At 44.8% G+C, this 17,908-nt stretch carries 23 protein-coding genes; 12 read left to right on the top strand and 11 right to left on the bottom strand.

Features of this window, described 5'->3' with window-relative positions; genetic code table 11:
- From BK127_RS31435 to BK127_RS31420, 4 genes are all read right to left on the bottom strand, one after another.
- A complete protein-coding gene (locus BK127_RS31435; RefSeq protein WP_256711535.1) occupies window positions 1-768 on the bottom strand; it encodes an ABC transporter permease in 768 nt (255 codons plus the stop codon).
- A 4-nt stretch (window positions 769-772) separates the two neighbouring features.
- Complete coding sequence (locus BK127_RS31430; protein ID WP_076236056.1) at window positions 773-1,696, bottom strand: ABC transporter ATP-binding protein; 924 nt, start codon at window positions 1,694-1,696, stop codon at window positions 773-775.
- A gap of 150 nt (window positions 1,697-1,846) precedes the next feature.
- Window positions 1,847-2,794: a sensor histidine kinase gene (locus tag BK127_RS31425; RefSeq protein ID WP_144026624.1), complete on the bottom strand. Its 948-nt coding sequence runs from the start codon at window positions 2,792-2,794 to the stop codon at window positions 1,847-1,849.
- Between the two features lie 2 nt (window positions 2,795-2,796).
- Window positions 2,797-3,495 (bottom strand): response regulator transcription factor, encoded by a 699-nt coding sequence (locus BK127_RS31420; RefSeq protein WP_076236055.1) that lies wholly within the window; start codon window positions 3,493-3,495, stop codon window positions 2,797-2,799.
- 385 nt (window positions 3,496-3,880) lie between these two features.
- On the opposite strand from BK127_RS31420, the gene BK127_RS44060 reads away from it, so the two are divergent.
- Entirely contained in the window at window positions 3,881-4,480 is a 600-nt protein-coding gene (locus BK127_RS44060) for a hypothetical protein (RefSeq protein ID WP_076236054.1), read from the top strand.
- An 85-nt stretch (window positions 4,481-4,565) separates the two neighbouring features.
- On the opposite strand, the gene BK127_RS45845 is transcribed toward BK127_RS44060, so the two are convergent.
- The gene (locus BK127_RS45845) at window positions 4,566-4,739 is read right to left on the bottom strand and encodes an IS3 family transposase (RefSeq protein WP_083689738.1); all 174 of its coding nucleotides are present in this window, start codon (window positions 4,737-4,739) and stop codon (window positions 4,566-4,568) included.
- 37 nt (window positions 4,740-4,776) lie between these two features.
- Window positions 4,777-4,995 (bottom strand): DDE-type integrase/transposase/recombinase, encoded by a 219-nt coding sequence (locus BK127_RS44055; RefSeq protein WP_076236053.1) that lies wholly within the window; start codon window positions 4,993-4,995, stop codon window positions 4,777-4,779.
- Between the two features lie 119 nt (window positions 4,996-5,114).
- Between BK127_RS44055 and BK127_RS31400 the strand changes: the two genes are divergently transcribed.
- The gene (locus BK127_RS31400; RefSeq protein WP_372237389.1) at window positions 5,115-5,354 is read left to right on the top strand and encodes a DDE-type integrase/transposase/recombinase; all 240 of its coding nucleotides are present in this window, start codon (window positions 5,115-5,117) and stop codon (window positions 5,352-5,354) included.
- A gap of 175 nt (window positions 5,355-5,529) precedes the next feature.
- Here the strand turns inward: BK127_RS31400 and BK127_RS31395 are convergent, their stop codons facing one another.
- Window positions 5,530-5,808 (bottom strand): DUF2651 family protein, encoded by a 279-nt coding sequence (locus tag BK127_RS31395; protein ID WP_076236051.1) that lies wholly within the window; start codon window positions 5,806-5,808, stop codon window positions 5,530-5,532.
- A gap of 113 nt (window positions 5,809-5,921) precedes the next feature.
- Entirely contained in the window at window positions 5,922-6,179 is a 258-nt protein-coding gene (locus BK127_RS31390; RefSeq protein WP_076236050.1) for a hypothetical protein, read from the bottom strand.
- A 152-nt stretch (window positions 6,180-6,331) separates the two neighbouring features.
- On the opposite strand from BK127_RS31390, the gene BK127_RS31385 reads away from it, so the two are divergent.
- The 5 genes from BK127_RS31385 to BK127_RS31365 all read left to right on the top strand — a co-directional run bounded on the left by BK127_RS31385 (window position 6,332) and on the right by BK127_RS31365 (window position 10,619).
- Window positions 6,332-7,048, top strand: a complete 717-nt coding sequence (locus BK127_RS31385; protein WP_256711530.1) for a response regulator transcription factor — start codon at window positions 6,332-6,334, stop codon at window positions 7,046-7,048.
- Window positions 7,045-8,133: a sensor histidine kinase gene (locus BK127_RS31380; protein WP_076236048.1), complete on the top strand. Its 1,089-nt coding sequence runs from the start codon at window positions 7,045-7,047 to the stop codon at window positions 8,131-8,133. Before BK127_RS31385 ends, BK127_RS31380 begins: the two co-directional genes overlap by 4 nt.
- 128 nt (window positions 8,134-8,261) lie before the next feature.
- Entirely contained in the window at window positions 8,262-9,167 is a 906-nt protein-coding gene (locus BK127_RS31375; RefSeq protein WP_076236047.1) for an ABC transporter ATP-binding protein, read from the top strand.
- Window positions 9,164-9,871 (top strand): ABC transporter permease, encoded by a 708-nt coding sequence (locus BK127_RS31370; RefSeq protein WP_076236046.1) that lies wholly within the window; start codon window positions 9,164-9,166, stop codon window positions 9,869-9,871. Before BK127_RS31375 ends, BK127_RS31370 begins: the two co-directional genes overlap by 4 nt.
- A 13-nt stretch (window positions 9,872-9,884) precedes the next feature.
- Complete coding sequence (locus BK127_RS31365; protein WP_076236097.1) at window positions 9,885-10,619, top strand: ABC transporter permease; 735 nt, start codon at window positions 9,885-9,887, stop codon at window positions 10,617-10,619.
- A 269-nt stretch (window positions 10,620-10,888) separates the two neighbouring features.
- On the opposite strand, the gene BK127_RS44050 is transcribed toward BK127_RS31365, so the two are convergent.
- From BK127_RS44050 to BK127_RS31355, 3 genes are all read right to left on the bottom strand, one after another.
- A complete protein-coding gene (locus BK127_RS44050) occupies window positions 10,889-11,026 on the bottom strand; it encodes a hypothetical protein (protein WP_179097673.1) in 138 nt (45 codons plus the stop codon).
- Window positions 11,023-11,292: a hypothetical protein gene (locus tag BK127_RS31360; RefSeq protein WP_076236045.1), complete on the bottom strand. Its 270-nt coding sequence runs from the start codon at window positions 11,290-11,292 to the stop codon at window positions 11,023-11,025. Before BK127_RS31360 ends, BK127_RS44050 begins: the two co-directional genes overlap by 4 nt.
- Before the next feature lie 71 nt (window positions 11,293-11,363).
- Complete coding sequence (locus tag BK127_RS31355; RefSeq protein WP_076236044.1) at window positions 11,364-11,588, bottom strand: hypothetical protein; 225 nt, start codon at window positions 11,586-11,588, stop codon at window positions 11,364-11,366.
- Window positions 11,589-11,723: 135 nt separating this feature from the next.
- Here BK127_RS31355 and BK127_RS31350 point away from each other — a divergent pair, with 135 nt between their 5' ends.
- The 5 genes from BK127_RS31350 to BK127_RS31330 all read left to right on the top strand — a co-directional run bounded on the left by BK127_RS31350 (window position 11,724) and on the right by BK127_RS31330 (window position 17,506).
- Window positions 11,724-12,437, top strand: coding sequence for a response regulator transcription factor (locus tag BK127_RS31350; protein WP_076236043.1), 714 nt, complete (start codon window positions 11,724-11,726; stop codon window positions 12,435-12,437).
- Entirely contained in the window at window positions 12,434-13,501 is a 1,068-nt protein-coding gene (locus BK127_RS31345; protein ID WP_076236042.1) for a sensor histidine kinase, read from the top strand. The genes BK127_RS31350 and BK127_RS31345 overlap by 4 nt, the downstream gene beginning before the upstream one ends.
- Window positions 13,502-13,636: 135 nt before the next feature.
- Window positions 13,637-14,422, top strand: coding sequence for an ABC transporter ATP-binding protein (locus BK127_RS31340; RefSeq protein ID WP_076236041.1), 786 nt, complete (start codon window positions 13,637-13,639; stop codon window positions 14,420-14,422).
- Entirely contained in the window at window positions 14,397-16,307 is a 1,911-nt protein-coding gene (locus BK127_RS31335; protein WP_076236040.1) for an FtsX-like permease family protein, read from the top strand. The genes BK127_RS31340 and BK127_RS31335 overlap by 26 nt, the downstream gene beginning before the upstream one ends.
- Window positions 16,308-16,336: 29 nt before the next feature.
- On the top strand, window positions 16,337-17,506 hold the full coding sequence (locus tag BK127_RS31330) for a DUF418 domain-containing protein (protein WP_076236039.1): 1,170 nt from the start codon (window positions 16,337-16,339) through the stop codon (window positions 17,504-17,506).
- Window positions 17,507-17,908: the final 402 nt, after the last annotated feature.

Here is a 17,908-nt window from a genome sequence, read left to right as displayed (position 1 = left end):
TCAATCTTCTCGCTTTTTATAAATCTGAACTATTGCCGCATAAGAAACAACCGCGATAACCAGAATGGTCATGACAACCTGAAGTAACGGTAAAATATGAGGCTCTATAATTACATAATAAGATTTCGCTGGAGATACGGACACACCTAAATACCAACGGTATATAAGAGGTACGGGTAAAATGTTGGTCAATAACCTCATGATTGGAACTGTCGATTGAAGCCCTATAGTAACCATTGAAAAGTTGAATATTGCATAAAAGACAGTAAGCAAAACGGAAAAAACATAAGACCGATTAAAGAAAACAATTGCAACAACAACCGGCAATATTCCGGCTGTTAATAACACTCCAATGAGCGAACTTATGCCTAATTTGCTAAAAATGCCATGGATATTCCCAACCCATGCACCGCCAAGCATGGAAGCGACTACTGAGGTCAAAGCGAAAACCAAACCAAGTATAAACAGGACGATTAGCTTCGCGTTAACAATTTGTATGGCCGAAACAGGAATCGTCCGCAAGTTTTTAAGAGTGTCATTGTCTCGTTCCATAAAAAATAACATAGAAGCCACAATGCCCAATATACAGGGAAGCAATAGGGGCTGCCCATAGCTTACTATCAGCCCAAAAAGGCCATCGTAGGCATCAATCGATCCAAGGCTACCCTTTAGAACAAGCATGGTAAAAGGGATTGGGAAAAGAAAGGCCGCCAAAATTACGAACATCACAAATTTTTTCCGTTTCAACTTCGCGAACTCACACTTCACAAGTTTAAGCAATGCCTACACCACCCGTGACCTTTTTGAAATAATCTTCCAATGTATCTTCGCAAATATGTGCTTCTGATACTTCAATGCCATTTTCTATAAACATGCGTATGATGGCGGCAATCGGCAGAGTCGTGTCATGCAGACGCAGACTGTAATTATTTTCCACATAGAAATTTGAGGTGTTGAAATTCTTTTCCAAAAGGCGGACAGCCTGTGCGGTATCAGATACCATAAAGTGAATGTACTTGCTGTTCTTCTGCTCCAGCTCCTTCAAGCTTCCCTCTTCCAGCAGCACGCCCTTATCAATGATGCCAATATCATCGGCCAGCAGAGCAATCTCCGAGAGGATATGGCTGGAAATCAAGATCGTTTTTCCTCTTTCGGTGCAAAGATCGCGAATGAAGCTTCTTACTTCCGCAATACCGATAGGATCGAGTCCGTTAATCGGCTCGTCCAGGATCAGCAGCTCCGGGTCATGCATCACGGCCAGAGCAATCGCCAGGCGCTGTTTCATGCCGAGGGAATATTGAACAAACAGCTTTTTGTCCCGATAGGGAAGCCCTACCAGTTCCAGCGTGTTCTTGATTGCATCCCGACTGGGAATCCCGCGCAAGTCTGCAAAGAGCTTCAGATTTTCTGTTCCTGTCAAATTGGGGTAGAAGCCCGGCGATTCGATTAGACTTCCGATACGGGGAAGTATCTTTTTCTCATTCTTACGAATATCCTTGCCAAAAATACGCACCTCGCCGGACGTAGGCTGGGTAAGGTTCAACAGCATTCTCATGGTGGTGGTTTTACCCGCACCGTTGCGGCCCAGCAGTCCGTAGATACGTCCTTTCTTTACATGGAGATTCAGGTTCGCCACACTTTTCTGTTCACCATATTGTTTGGTCAGATTGTTGGTTTCAATGATATACTCACTCATCATTCATAGCCTCCATTGTTGTTATGTACTTGATCATATCACCCTAACCTAGAGCTAACCTAGAGCCGTCCTAGTGTTAACCTAGAATTTTGGACGAGTAAAAGCCCTTGCACCGGCAAGGACTTTGTGGGGAACGAACAGTTATTAATGTTATTGTTCCAGCAGCGGCAGCCGGAGGCAAAATTCGGTTTTCTTATCCGGTTCGCTGTGGGCGGTAATGCTCCCCTTCATCTTTTTAACAAGCCGCTGTACAATGGACAGCCCCAGTCCGCTTCCTTTCTCCGAACGACTTTTATCGCATTTATAGAGCCGGTCAAAAATGTGGGGCAAATCTTGTTTGGAAATCCCCTTTCCATTATCCGCGACCCTTACATCCACAAGTGTACGTTGGGCAACAACACTGATTTCAATACGGCTTGCGCCGCTATGAGATATGACGTTCTGAATCAGGTTGTTCAGGATCCGGGAGTAAGCATCGATGTCAAACTGAATCATAATTTGCGTCTCCGGAATCGTAATGTCATACTCTATAAGGGAATCCTCGAATACAAACAGCCAATCCTGCAAAATACTGCGGGTCAGCTCTGCCAGCTCCACTTTCTGAATGACAAAGGTTTCCTCATCCGAATTCAGCTTGAACCACTCAAACAGCTTGTTGATATAATCTTTCATGTCGTGAGATTTCAGGCACGCCGTTTCAATATATTCTTCCCTTTCTTTACCGGAAACAATCCCCTTGTTCACCGCATCCAAATAGCCGATAAGAGTAGTCAAGGGAGTGCGTACATCATGGGATAGGCTTGTCATCAACTGCTTGTTCATTTTTTCCGCCCGTTTCAATTCAATTAATTGGTCACGAAAGTCATGGACAATCTCATTGATTTGATAACAGATCGCAGCAGTCACATCATCCGGAGCGGCAAGGATCTTACGGTCGTCCTCGCCCTGCGCAATTTCAGTCAGTGTCTCGGACACCTCATTCAATCTGCATTTGATACGGCGGAGTTTGGCATACAACAGCAAGGCCATCGCAGAAGAAACCGCCGTAACAATAAGCGGCAGAAGGAGCACATATAACTCAATGGTTATAGTTCCCATCCTCACACCCCACGATTAAAGCGGTAGCCCATACCCTTTACCGTCTGGATATAGGTTGGATTATTGGCGTCCGGCTCAATTTTCTTCCGTAACCGACTGATATAGCCCATAATGTTGGCATCATCATAAGCGTATGGCTCCTGCCATACCCGTTCATAAATTTGCTGCTTGGTAAGCACCCTGCCCTGATTCTCGGCAAGATAGCGCAGAACTTCAAATTCTTTGGCCGGAAGGTCTACCTTCTGCCCATTCACCGTTAAGATACAAGTATCCAGTTCAATGGTAAGTCCCTGAAAAGACAGCTTCTGCCCCCCCTCGGAGGAAAATGCATTCAGTGTAGTGTATCGGCGGATCAGCGACTGCACACGGGCGATGAACTCATCCACATCAAAGGGCTTGGTCAGGTAGTCGTCAGCGCCGGCGCGCAGCCCGCGCACCTTATCGCTGCTTTCCGTTCTGGAGGTCAGCATTAATACGGGAACCGGGCTGATTTCCCGAATTTTTGCGAGGGTATCAAATCCATCCATTCCCGGCATCATCACATCCAGCACAATCAATTGAACCTCCGTCCTGGACAGCGCCTCCAATCCGTCTTTGCCGGAATGATAAACAACAGCATCTATATTTTCATTGCTGACACATTTTTGCAGCAGTTGGCATAGCTGCTTGTCATCGTCAATAATCAAGATTGTACTCTTCATTGACCCGCCTGCCCTTCCATTTTTAATCACCATAGGTTGAACTTGAGGTGACTTTAATCAGGTATCGTTTTTCAAGTTCATCTTATATAGTAAACTACATAGCGTATCATTGTTGTCAATAAAGAATTTTATTAACCCGGGCATTTTGTATAAATCCACGCAAATAATGGAATAAGGTGGTATCTTTCTATTAATAAAAACTATAAGAGGGTGTCACATAAAATGAAAATCGCCAATAAATTTTTCCTTTTACTAGGATTAATCCTTTGTTTGTATCCAGCCTCAATATATGCTGAGGACGCATCTATGAAGGTGCAAATTCCAAGTTATCAAATCTCAGTTAAAATACCCACATGTTAATTACAAAGATATAACATATTTCCCTTTGACATGGAAATACACTCAGGCATTAAGTCTAAGAACGAATTGGGATGAACAGAATGGATTTTTCGTTAAGAGAAGTGATGATTACGCTAAAGATCTTGTACAGGATATGGGTTCCAAAAATGATTTAAAAGCAAGCTATAATGCGATGATACCTGATCATAGTATAAAAGTGAATAATAAATTAATTGATAATTCCAAAGAAGAGTACCCCCTTCTTGTATTCCGAGATGTAACATATTTTCCTTTGACTTGGCGTTTTGCTGTTACTGAGTTTGGATTGGAAACTAGATGGGATTATAAGCGGGGGCTTGGATTTGGGAAAGTTGATAAAATAAAATTACCTGCCGCAGGAAAAATTGCCACGACAGGTAAATTAAAAGGGACCATTACTTTGCAATCCGATAAATCCGTCGGTACCAGTCCTGATAAAGACGCACAAGTGTTTTTAATTCCTGTTGATTTTAACAAGGACAGTACTACTGAACGTGAAGCTGATTCACATGTCTTCTCCGGTACTGCACCTGAAGGTTCCGGTTTATTCCATACTTGGGCAAACGAAAATGGATACTATGAAGTTGAACTTCCGGCTGGACATTAAGCTCCGCTTCTTGCTCTCCACAGGAGCCGCTACCGCGTACAGTTCTTTCAGCGACAGCTTCAAAGCCACGGTGACACCCATTAGTCTACTGCTTACAGTTCTTCCCCGACCTTGAATGGCGGTACATAATTGTTGGAGGAATGCGTTCTCCGACGGTTATGAATAGCTCGATATATTCAAATACAGTCTTTCTAACTTCAGCACGCGTCTTAAATGTATAGTCATTCAGCCATTCCATTTTGAGGTTGCCCCAAAGCATTCCATCGGTGTATTATCATAGCAATTACCTTTGCGACTCATGCTGCAGACAAATTCATGCTTTTTGAGGAGCTGTCGGAAGCACTTACTAGCATATTATAACCCTGCTCGGAATGGACGATGAGTCCCTTAGAAGCGCCTGTCCGTCCAATCACCTGCTTTAACGCAGCGCAAATAAGTTCCGTTTTCATTCGACTGTCCATGACCCAACCCACAAGTTTAGAGCCATGTAAATCTAACACACCAGCAAGATACAACCAGCCGACGCCCCTGCAGCTATAAGATTTTTCAAGAAAGCATTAGCTTCACCACACAATCTATCGCTGCGCGTGATCACCGTTGATAATAACCCAGCTTACCCAACAGCGGTTCAGCAATTGAGGATGAGAAGTTTATGAAACAAGAAACAATGATACGACAACAGAAATATCTAAACAATATTATTGAACAAGATCATCGATTCATAAAGAAAATCATCAAACCGATGTTGGGATTTAGGTCTCTCGCAACAGCCGAGAAAACAATTGCCGGAATCGAAGCCCTGCACTTGATAAGGAAAGGTCAGGTCGAATGCAATCATTCGTCTGCCCTCTCAGCAATTGAATTAAAGCAATAAATAGTGTGGTTTGACAGCATAGTCAAACCACAATATGCCGCTATCTTTGATCAGTTTTCATAGTTGCACCAAAACCTAAAAATCTCTGTTTTGTTAACCAGTAATTTCCACGACATCCTTTGGTATTGATTTCGAGCTATCGTTTCCCTTTTAGCTAAACAATATAGTTAAGTTCCTAAATTATGCGTTTCATTTTAATCCAATAGATAACCCATCCAGAGATGTATGCTATTAAGGCATATATAACTCCCCACAAGAACCAAGCTTCCAAATTTGCTTTAAAAGTACTCAAGTCAACAGTAGTGAAAAGAAGTGGAAGTAGACAAGCTATTATTGGTGCAATTACTTTATTCTGTTGCATAATAGCAAAAACAATCCCCAAAATTATCGATATTAAAGGGCAAATCACAAATACCAGTTGAAATGGATTTACATCAATAAATCGATAAATCATAAAACATCATCTCCTACTCAGTGTTATAAACTTATAAAACGAAATATACATTACTTCGAATAATTTAAATAGTACTATCTTATTCTAGTACCTGAACCTTGATGATCCGGAGTTCACTTTAGTTCAATAAAGAAGAGGCTGCCGCGTTGGAAAATTAAGATGCTTTTCTCACATTTTAGCTGCTCTGACGTTGATTCAAAGCGCCGGTTATAATCATTTGCTAAAGTAATGTCTGGCTGCAGCAATCCAACCAGCACAATGAGCCACAGCACATGTCGGACACTTTGCTGCTTCTCCTGGAGAATTCTTTGAAGCTGCTTAATATCCTTTTCGGACAAATCAACCTCCTCCAGAAAGTTCGTCACCAGCATATTGGCCGCATCCAGATGACCTTCATAAACTTCCCGCTCGGATTCTGAAATTTTCGAGAATGCTTCACTGCTCTCTGATTAGAATTGTGCACGGCTTTATAGTAAACTGGTATATAAATCATGGCAGAATGGACCAAATCGGAGGACTTCAGATGGAAACAATTCTTATCATAGATGACGAAGCTGGCCTGCTTGAAATGCTCAATATTCTTTTAGTCAAGGAAGGCTTTACACAGATAAAGCTTGCACAAACAGGTCAGACCGCCTTGAACATCGTGAAGGAAACAAAAATTGACCTGATTATTCTCGACGTCATGCTTCCTGATATGAACGGCTTCGAGCTCTGTCTGAAGTTCCGTGCGCTGACTGCCTGTCCGATTTTATTCCTAACGGCCAGAACCTCGGATTATGACTTGCTTCAAGGCTTTGGCATGGGTGGAGACGATTATGTGACAAAGCCTTTCAATGCGCTTGAGTTAGTGGCACGGGTCAACGCACAGCTTCGCCGTAAAAGAGCTTACATACAAGAGAGCACAAGCCTTCATGAAACTGTATCCTTTCAGCATTTCACTGTAAATAGGATGGATTGCCAAGTATACCGGAACGGTTTACCAATCGAGCTAACGGCTAAAGAGTATCATTTAATCCAATTTCTAATTCAGCACCCAAACCGTATTTTCAGTATCGAACACCTTTACGAGCAGGTTTGGGATCAACCGTTTTACGGCGACGAAAAAACGGTCGTGATTTATATCTCCAAGCTCCGACACAAGCTGGAGCCAGACCCTAAAAAACCGATTTATTTAATCAATGTCAGAGGATTAGGGTATAAATTCGTGCCTCATGCGGTCAAGGAACAGAGAATATGAGAAATCTCATCCCTATCCTCCTCCGTTTGTTAGCTCTACTCGCAGCAATTGCCGCTCTTTTGCTTATAGCTTTTTTGGTGCTGACAGTATTCATATTGCTAATTCACAATACAATCCCTTTTTTCAGTCAACTGGATTCCCGCCTCATTCCGATAGTTATTTTTTCATTATTGTGCCTTAGTGCATTACTATTGTTTTTGTATATTGTCATTCAACCGCTCATGTACCTGATCCGCTGGTTGAAACAGATGTCGAGGGGTTCTTTGGAAGCACCCGCTGGAAAAAAAGAGTTTTCAGTTAAATTCACATCTCGTGTGTTATACAAGGAATTATTTGAGCATATGACTGCCTTAACTGAAATCTTGAAAGAAAATGAGTATCAGCGGGAGCTGCTGGACCAGCAGCGGCATGACTGGATTGCAGGAATTTCTCACGACCTCAAAACTCCTCTCTCCTATATTCGGGGATATGCCTCCATGATCGCAACGGACTCCTATTCCTGGTCAGCCGAGGAACTGACGCGCTTTGGTCATTTGATTGAACAGAAGACCGTATATGTCGAAGAGCTGATACAGGATCTCCACTCATCTCTTTCCTTGGATAAGCGCGTGCTAGAGCCTGTATTAGAGAGTACGGATCTGGTTCAACTGGTCAGGGATTGTGTGATCGATATGGCGAATTCTCCAGATGCGCAGGCGTATCATTTTTCCTTTACGCCCTCTGCAGAATGTCTAATGGCACAGTTGGACTCTCCGCTCATCCGCAGAGCGCTACATAATATACTGGTGAACGCTGTAATCCATAATCCGTCGGGGACCAGAATCAATACCTATCTATCATACACTCCGGCGTTCATAACGATTGCTGTGCAGGACGACGGAATCGGAATGGACGAACAAACCGCACAGCTATGGTTTAAACGGTATTACAGAGGAACAACCACAAACAAGAATCCGGCAGGAACAGGCCTTGGTCTAACTCTTGCCAAACAGTTTATTGAAATCCATCGAGGTACGATCACGGTACAAAGTAAACCTCACAACGGGTGCACAATCACGATTCAGCTCCCTTCTACAGCTGATTAAGACTCTCCTCCTTCAAAACTCCCGCCCGGGAGTTTTTTTACTTTATTTTTACTTTTCCCCACTTGAAATTAATTAACGGTCGGTATACTCATATACGGAAGCAAAACTAATGCTGGAGGAAATTCAATATGGACGATGTCATCATAACCCATCAATTAACCCGGAAATATGGGAAACAGTTTTCTGTGAATGGACTCCATTTAAAAGTGCCAAAAGGGAGTATTTACGGTTTTCTAGGGCCAAATGGCGCCGGGAAAACAACAACCATTCGAATGCTAACAGGATTAATTCGTCCCGACATGGGAGAAATCCACATGTTCGGTCAAGCATTTCCCAAGCATCGAATCAGCATCCTGCAACGAATCGGTGCTTTAGTCGAATCCCCTTCTTACTATGGGCATTTATCCGGACGGCAAAATTTGAAGCTCATCTGTACCCTTCTTAATATTCCGCAGAAAAAAATAACGGAGGTGCTGCAAATCGTCCGTCTGCTTCCTTATGCGGATAAGGCAGTAAAGAAATACTCACTTGGCATGAAACAGCGACTTGCCATAGCCTCCGCACTAATCAGAGAGCCTGATCTGCTCATTTTGGACGAGCCGACCAATGGTCTGGACCCCGCTGGAATCGAGGAAATCCGGGGGCTAATGCTCAATCTTGTCAAAGAGAAGGAAATGACAATTCTGTTATCCAGTCACATCTTGAGTGAAGTAGAGGCTGTTGTCAGTCATGTGGGTATCATCAATCAAGGCTCGCTGCTGTTCCAGGGAACCATCGGCGAGCTAAGATCTTTAAGCCAGCAGCATCTTCTAGTGGAGGTAGCGTTCCCCGATGCCGCCTACCACAGTCTGACGGACAAGGGGTATCCAGTTGTGCTTCACGGCACTACCTTACAAATCCCGATCAAGCACGAGAACGAGCAACGGGAGATTTTCCACTTGCTTGAAGACTATCAAATCCGTCAGGTAAAAATAGAATCCCACTCCTTGGAGCAGATTTTTCTGGATATGACCGGAAGGGGAAGCAGTGTATGACGTATTGGCGCATTCTGCAAACCGAAATGATGAAGTGTAAAAAAATGACCCATTTCATCCCGCCCCTTGCTGCTGTTACGTTTATTGCCTTCAGCTGTCTGGAATGGGTGTTGTATTTTCGTCAAGGCCCGACTGGCATTTATGCTGCATTCAATGTCATTTACTTGTTTCTTTCTTTCGTTATGCTGCTGACTATTACCCTGCTCACAAGCGTCATCGTGAGCAGCGAGTATGAAACAAATGGCTGGAACTTCATCCGTTCCATGCCTATTCCCCTATCCCGTTTTTTTACTGTAAAAGCGGGACTCGTTGTACTCTTTATGCTGGAATGTTCTTTCCTGATGATTGCAGGAATTTCCGCCGTTTGGCTGCTGTATACGGACGATCCGCTCCCTTTTGTCTTCCTGGTCCAGCAAATTATGTATTGCCTTGCCGCATCCCTACCCGCATTAGTCATTCAACTGTATGTTTCCGTACGGTATCACAACCCTTCCGTCGGACTGGTGGTTGGTGTGACAGGCGCAATCATCAGCCTGTTTATCGGGCGTTCATCGGTTGGTTACATTCACTACTTGCCTTGGGCGTATCCCGGCCTTGCTACTCCGTTTGCCCCTGACCATATGCAGTGGATCGCATTGGCCTTGGTTACCGGTGGGCTGATTTTCTGTTGGAGTGCATGGAGATTTACCAAAATTGAATTTTAAAGGTGTGATCATCATGTTTAGAATCATTCGGAGCGAATGGCTGAAGTATCAGTGGGGATTATTCTTCCTGTTCGTCATTGTCGATGCAGGGGTCAATGCAGGATTGGGTGCGCTGTCCACAAGGGACTATAAAGAGGTTTTTGAAACGGGATGGGATACCTTTTTTATGCATTCCGTCACCTTTCATACACTGTTTTTTTATCCGTTTTATACAGGATTGTTTGCCTCCATGCTTTGCTACTATGAGTATAAAGACGGCGGGTGGAAGCATCTATTTACACTGCCTATTCCGCGCATACAGATTTACAGTTCAAAGTTGGTTCTCCTGCTCACACTCATGGGCTTCACCCAGCTATTCTTCCTTTCAGCCTATTTGCTGTCTGGATACATGCTGAAGCTCCCAGGTGAAATACCGGTAGCAATGATGTTGAAGCACACCTTGGCCGGCTGGCTGGCCGTTTTCCCGCTCGCTTCCTTTCAGCTCTGGATGGCCCAAAAAATACGAACGTTCGGCTTATCCATCATGTTTAATATTCTTTGTGTTGTGCCAAATCTCGTATTAACCGGGCTTCATTCCAGCATTGGGGCATGGTTTCCGTTTACTTTGCCTTACTATGCCATGTTTCCTCAGCATACATCCTTGTCGCCTCGGCTGGATCTACTTCCCTTCCTGTTCATTGCAGCCTTCACGTTTATTCTTTATCTGTTTATAGGCAGCCGTCAGTTCATCCGGCATGAAATACACTAAAAACGGGGACACGACGGTCGATTTTTGGATATACTCCGGTTTGAAAATCCATACGTAAACATACCCTCCATCTCCACATCGAACGTGGAATTGGAGGGTATGTGTTTTCATGCAGAACCGGACCATTTCTGTATCTTTCTGTACCCTTGTTGGCACGGCCCATGCTCCATGAAAGGTTACTAGAACGACAGTTGAAACCACTTTACAGATTCTGTAAAGTGGTTTGGAAGTTAGTCAACGTTTGCCTTCAGCTCCCAGGATTTAGCTTCTCAGTTCAGGGTCAATTGACTATCGATTTTTTCAAGCTGTGCATCAAGCTCGTCCAATTCCATTTGTATCACTTCCGGACTTGTACCCTTCTCCATAGCTTGGGTTACGTATTGCTGGCGTCTTTCGTCTATTTTCATAAAAGAAGTCCTCCTCTGGTCGAAATCAAGTTTGGTGCATAGTACCGCTGAAGTGCTCTGGCTTCAGTGAGCTTTTGCAGCAAAGCCAGATTGGTATTCGAATTCATATCCAGTGAAGACCAGGCATTACCGGGAATAGCGCTTGTAAGAAACGGCGTTTGCACGGTCATGCCCAGCCATGAGATGCCATCACGCATCGCTTCCAGCTGACGTTCAACGGCTCTCTTCTTCAGCTTCTCTGCCTCGACCTTCCTTCCTTTCTCCATTTTCTCGGGAGAAGATACAACTGTACTTCAAATGGTCCATGTGCCATCCTCATGAATAATCAGGATAGAATCTATGATTTAGATTCCGTACAGCTGATCTTTTTTGTGAAATCCGGCCGTTCCACATAGACATAATGATGGATAGAGCCCTCCGCCTTAGCCCGAAACGCCGGATCGCTTCGTATTTTCTCCGCAACGATTGGCGAAATCATGACATCCTTTAATCCTCCTCTCCTGCCTCTGTTCGCAATTTCCCGCTCAACCTTGGGAATAGACTCAAATATCCAGTGCTCCATATTGTCATTTCCTGCCGAAGTGCTGCGGACATTGACGGTGATCGTGCCGAGTTGTTCCCCTATATAACCGATGGTGTATAATAGAGTGGCATTATGCGCCCACGCATTACGCAGTAGAAAGGGGTCCTCAGTACAATGGGTTATCGCGTTATGATCATTGAAGATGATGACAAAATTGCTGATATTCTATCGGATTACATACGACGCTATGGATATGAAGCTTTACGTGCCTTCGATTTTTCCAAGATTAAAGAACAATTTATCGAGCAACAGCCCGACCTAGTGCTGTTAGATATCAATCTTCCCCGCTTCGATGGCTTTTATTCGTGCAGGCAAATCCGCCTCATCTCCAATGTGCCGGTCCTGTTTATCTCGGCGCGGACAGGTGAGATGGATCAAGTCATGGCCATTGAGAACGGCGGCGATGATTATATAGCCAAGCCCTTTCACCTTGAAGTGGTGCTCGCCAAAATCAAAAGCGCATTGCGCCGAGCCTACGGCGAGTATTCGATTCCCGCAGAGAGCAGAGACCTGCTCGAGCTTCAGGGCCTGACCCTTGATCGGACTCGAAATACGCTGAGCTGGCAAGGCTACCAGGTGGAGCTTACTCATAAGGAATGCTTGTTATACGATACCCTCGCTCGAAAAATAGGAAATATTGTCTCTCGGGAGCAGCTTCTTGAAGCCATATGGGATGATATTCACTTCGTCGATGATAATTCGCTCACCGTGAATGTAACACGGCTGCGCAAAAAGCTGGAGCAGCTTGGTATTGAGAAAGCTGTGCAAACAGTAAGGGGAAGCGGTTATAGGTTGAATCCGTCCTGGAAAGGCGGACTCTCAAAATGAACAAGCCAACCTATCACTTTGGACGTTTCGTCAAAGATCGTCTTGTGTATGTGCTCACCTCCCTCGCCTGCTCGGTCTGTGTCGTTACTATTGCACTGCTTGGCATCACCTCTCATAAAGAAAGCTACCGAGATAGCAGCATCGTTTATTTATTTTTACTAACAGTCTGCTTTATTCTGACGGCGCTCCTTATTGATTATCTGCGTCAAGCTTCTTTCTACCGTATGATCGAAAGACGGCTGGGAGCAAATTCTCTAGATGCTCTTTCTGTCATTGCGCCCGGAGCCACACGTGAACAGCAGCTTTTGGCACAAGCGCTGGAGCTGCAATACAACAAATATAAAGACCTGCTTGAGCAGTATCAGGCGGCAGAGGACGAACGGCGCTTGTTTACCGACCAATGGGTGCATCAAATCAAAACCCCCGTGTCTATTATTGATTTGTTAACTCAGGAAACCAGTCTTCCGCCCGAGGATGAACACCTCTCTAAACGCCTGCAGAGCATAAATGAAGAGAACGAGCGGATTAAGAGCTGTTTGGAGCTTGTGCTGCATGATGCCAGATTAGTACAATTCGAGAATGACGTTCATGTGCAGCGCGTGGCTTTAATTCCTCTGCTGCGAAATGTGATTAACAGCTATAAAACTTCTTTTATCCGCTCTCATATTTACCCCTCCATTACAGGCAAGGAGGTTGTCATTGCCACGGATGAGAAATGGCTGATGTTCGTCATGAACCAGGTTCTCTCCAATGCGATCAAGTATTCCAGACCGTGCGAAGGAGGCAAGCAGCTCCTCATCCATATTTCCTGCAGCATCCAAGGAACGCTGGTCTCCATCTCGGATGAGGGTATCGGAATTCCACGGCAGGATCTGCCACGTGTATTGGAGCCCTTCTTCACTGGAGAGAATGGCAGAAAGACGAGAGAGTCTACTGGCATGGGATTGTATCTCGCTCATAAGGTTTGCCGCAAGCTGGGACATCCTCTGACCATTCAATCTGAAGTCGGTGTCGGCACCAAAGTTACGATTCATTTTGCAGAGCAAAGCATTCACAGCCTGTGAGAATGCTTTGCTTTTTTTCAAGATGACAATTTTGTAAGGTAAATCACATCCAATGAAAGGTAAATCGATCAACCATCCCTTCCTTTATCGGTTACAATGGTGCATAGGATCAATACACACAATGGAGGGATGGCAATGAACAAGGAAACTGTATTGAAGGCGGAAAACATAACGAAAATATACGGCGCGAATAAGAACCTGCTGTACAAAGCACTCGACGGTATTGGACTGCACATCGAAAGGGGGGAATTCGTTGGCATTATGGGACCTTCAGGAAGCGGCAAAACGTCTCTTTTGAACATTCTCGCCACGATTGATAAACCTACCTCCGGAAAACTCGAAATCAATGGATCTCAACCTAATTCCCTCTCAGATCAGCAGCTGGCATTGTTTCGAAGACGAGAGCTTGGATTTATTTTTCAGGATTTCAACCTGCTGGATACGTTGTCTATACGAGAGAATATCCTGCTCCCCCTTGTACTTGAGAATATGTCAATTCAAGAGATGGAAGAGCGACTCAGGGACAGCGCAACACTACTCGGCCTCACTGAGCTTCTGAACAAACGCACCTATGAGATATCCGGCGGACAGAAACAACGGACCGCCATTGCCAGAGCGATGATTCACCGCCCATCGATTCTGCTAGCCGATGAGCTGACTGGCAGCCTTGACTCCAAGTCGGCCAGGGATGTTATGGAATCCTTGGAGCAGCTCAACGAAGAGCGCGGTTCAACCATTCTGATGGTAACCCACGATCCGTTCGCAGCCAGCTATTGCAGGCGAATCATCTTTATCCGGGATGGCAAGCTGTTCTCGGAGATTCGAAAGGGAGCTAATCGGCAAGCCTTCTTCCAGGAAATTTTGGACGCGCTCAGTGTGTTGGGAGGGAATTTCAATGAAGTTTCGCCAACTCGCCATTAGCAATATGCTGGGTAACCGGCATCAGTACAGCGCCTTCTTCTTTAGCAGTGTATTTGCTGTTATGGTGTTCTTTATGTATGCGTCCTTTATCTTTCACCCCGACGTTCGTGGTGGCAAAATCCTTGGCGGCAAGTTGGTTTCCATTGGTATGATCGCCTGTGAAGCCATTATTGTGATCTTTTCTTTTTTCTTTGTGCTGTACTCCTGCTCCGCCTTTCTTACATCAAGGAAAAAGGAATTCGGCCTCTTCACACTGTTTGGATTTACGAAGCTGCAGCTTCGCCGTCTGGTGCTGTATGAGAATATGCTGATTTGCCTACTATCCATTGCGGCCGGCATTGGGCTGGGGATGCTCTTTAACAACCTGTTTTTCATGATGATCTCTGACATGCTCAACATGGAGCTACCACTGCGCTTTTATTTCCCGCGAGCAGCTATGCTCCTTACAGCCGGAGGGTATATCCTCCTTTTCCTTCTCATTACGCTGATATCTATGCGTTATGCCAGCAATCAGCAAATTAGCGAGCTTCTGGTGGCATCCAGAAAACCGAAGCAACCCCCTCGCTTCTCCTTATGGCTGGTGCTGCTCTCGGCTCTATGCCTAGGAAGCGCCTATGTATTGGCATATACGATGAATACCGGCACGATGATCCGATTGATGCTGCCTATTATTGGTTTAGTTATGCTGGGAACGTATTTTGTGTTCACCCAATCGAGCGTAGCACTGCTCAAGAGCCTGCAATCGAGCAAACCGATTCATTACAGGAACACCAACATGATTATCATCTCACAGATGATGTTCAAGCTGAAAGATAATGCACGAGTGCTGTTTCTTGTATCTGTGCTGTGTGCAGTCATCCTCACCGCATCCGGTTTTTTTAATACGTTTCTTTATGGGATAAAGGAGCAGCTCATCGAACGCAACCCGCAGACCATTGGCTTTACGGAGACGGGAATCGATACCCACAGCATCGTCCACCCAGACGATGTCCGCCATATTCTCAAGGAGGATGGCATAGAGCTGGACTACGAGGTCAAGTTGATCGGCCTTCCGATTGAGGCGGTAATTCCCGGTATGCAGCGCACGGTTCAGACTATGGGCGTATCCCAAAGCGATTACAACGAGCTTGCTAGCCGCTTACATATGAGCCTTGTTGAGGCCGCCTATGGCCATTCCTGGTTCGTCTATCCCTACATTGAAATTAAAAAGGATTTTGTCCAGCCTGGCGAGCAGCTTAGCATGACAGTCAACGGACAACCCCTGCAGATGACCATGCATGGACAAAAGACAGGAAAGATTGCCAATGCTCCCTATTTATTGGTCCTGAACGACAAGCAGTACCAAGAGCTTGCCTCGATGGTTCCAGACGAGCTCAAGCTGGTCTCCTACGGCTTTGAGCTGAAGGAGTGGGAAAAAGCTGGCCCGACGATTGAGCGGATCAACAAGCTTGTTTCGAGTGAGCAGCTATACAGCTTTGTATCCCGAACAACCGAATATACGGCATTTAGGCAGGTTGGCTCCCTAGTATTTTTTATTGCCATCTTTGTCAGCATATTGTTCTTTATCGCTTCAGGTAGCCTGCTCTTCTTCAAGCTGTTCACTGAACTGGAGGAGGACAAGGCGCAGCTATACTCGCTTCGCCGCATAGGCTTAACCCATAGTGAAGTTAACCGGATCATCACCGTACAAATTGCCGTTTTATTTTATTTGCCGTGCCTCGTCGGAGGAGTTCATGCCGCTTTTGCCATGAAGGCGCTCAGCAATATGCTGCATGCCAATGTATGGCTGTATTTCGGAATTGTGCTGCTCGTCTACATGGCTTTGCAAACCGTTTATTTCTGGATTGCCAAAAATTCTTATTTCAAAAAAATGCTTTACCAGTAACACCCATTATTCTTTCAAGGAGCAAAATAATGAATTCGACGCTTGGAAAGGAACGTATCGAAATTATCGATGTCATTCGAGGAATCGCCCTGCTCGGAGTGTTAATCGTCAATATGAGATTTTTCAACACCTCTCTTCTTGCTATATCACTGCACGTGGACCATTGGACAGGCTTCTGGGATCGGCTTGTAAACATCTTTGAGGACACATTCATCGTTGGAAAATTCATCTCCATCTTCTCCTTCCTGTTTGGTTTCGGAATGATAATGATCCGAGATAACGCACTGGCAAACGGAAGAAACTTCGTACCGCAGTTTACGAGAAGATTACTTACCCTGATGGTGTTCGGCCTTATTCATGGCTTGCTAATCTGGTTTGGAGATATCTTATTTCATTATGCGCTGCTCGGTCTGCTGTTGATGCTATTTGCCCGATGCAAGTCGAAGACATTGCTTACTTGGTCGATTATCTTGCTTTCCTTGCTGCCAGTTTTTATTTTATTGACCAATTCCCAAGGCTCATTCCCGGTTTCCGCTGAGCTTGAGCAGATTATTGCGATACACAATTCTACCTATGGAGAAGGTCCCTACTCGCTTCTGGCCGTACAAAGGATCAATGATTGGATAGGCAGTGTGCTCAACCAAATTGTATTCTATCCTCAGCTACTGGGCATGTTCCTGTTGGGAGGCTATTTTGCGAAGCGTAAACTTTTTCATAATATTCCTGGTAATAAGCCCTTGATTCTCAAGCTATGCGGCTGGACTTTCATTCTCTTTACTGGACTTACTGCACTCACTTTCCTGCCGCATAAGAAATGGGCGGATCTGGCCATGATTACGAGCTGGCCTATCGGAGCTGTTTTTTACATGACCTTGATTGCGCTGCTGTTTGAATTAAAGCGTTGTAAAAGCTGGCTGCGTCCGTTTGCCTATATCGGAAAAATGGCGTTCACTAACTATATCATGCAGTCCGTGATAGGCACACTTATATTCTACAGCTATGGCCTTGGCCTTTTCGGCAAGGTCGGGCATGCGGCAGGCCTGTTGATTTCCCTGGTAATATTCGCCACCCAGATCGTATGCAGCCAGCTGTGGCTGAAGAAATTTAGAATGGGTCCGCTTGAATGGATTTGGAGAGCACTGACCTATTTGAAGTTCCTTCCTTTCAAAAAGCAAGAAACAAAGACGCTTGGGGTGTGACGATAGCTTCTCATCATGGATCTAGTCTCCTCAACAGGCTTGATAACTAAAGCCAGCTTTTGTATGGAAGCTTAAGTGGACCGTTCTCAATAGATTGGACACATAGAATCGAGAGAATTACGCTGCAGGTTGCAATTTTCGCCTGTGGATGAGGACGGAATACTGGAGATGGAGGTGTGGTTTTCATTTAACGCTAAAGTAAAGATTTATCTGGAATTGAAAAAATAAGTGACGAAATATTACATGCCTAATTCTCGTTGAAATCCTTTAGAAAGCATATCGGCAGTAATATCATGCAACCCATCCCGTTGATTAATTTGAGCGTGCAAGAACAATTTTAGGTAGACATAGGTGTGAACCTTTTGACTTATTTATCTATAATAGTTCACCCTAGAGCAACAC

The organism is Paenibacillus sp. FSL H7-0331 (assembly GCF_001956045.1).
The sequence above is the reverse complement of the archived record's forward strand: the minus strand, read 5'-3'. Positions and strand labels throughout refer to the sequence as shown.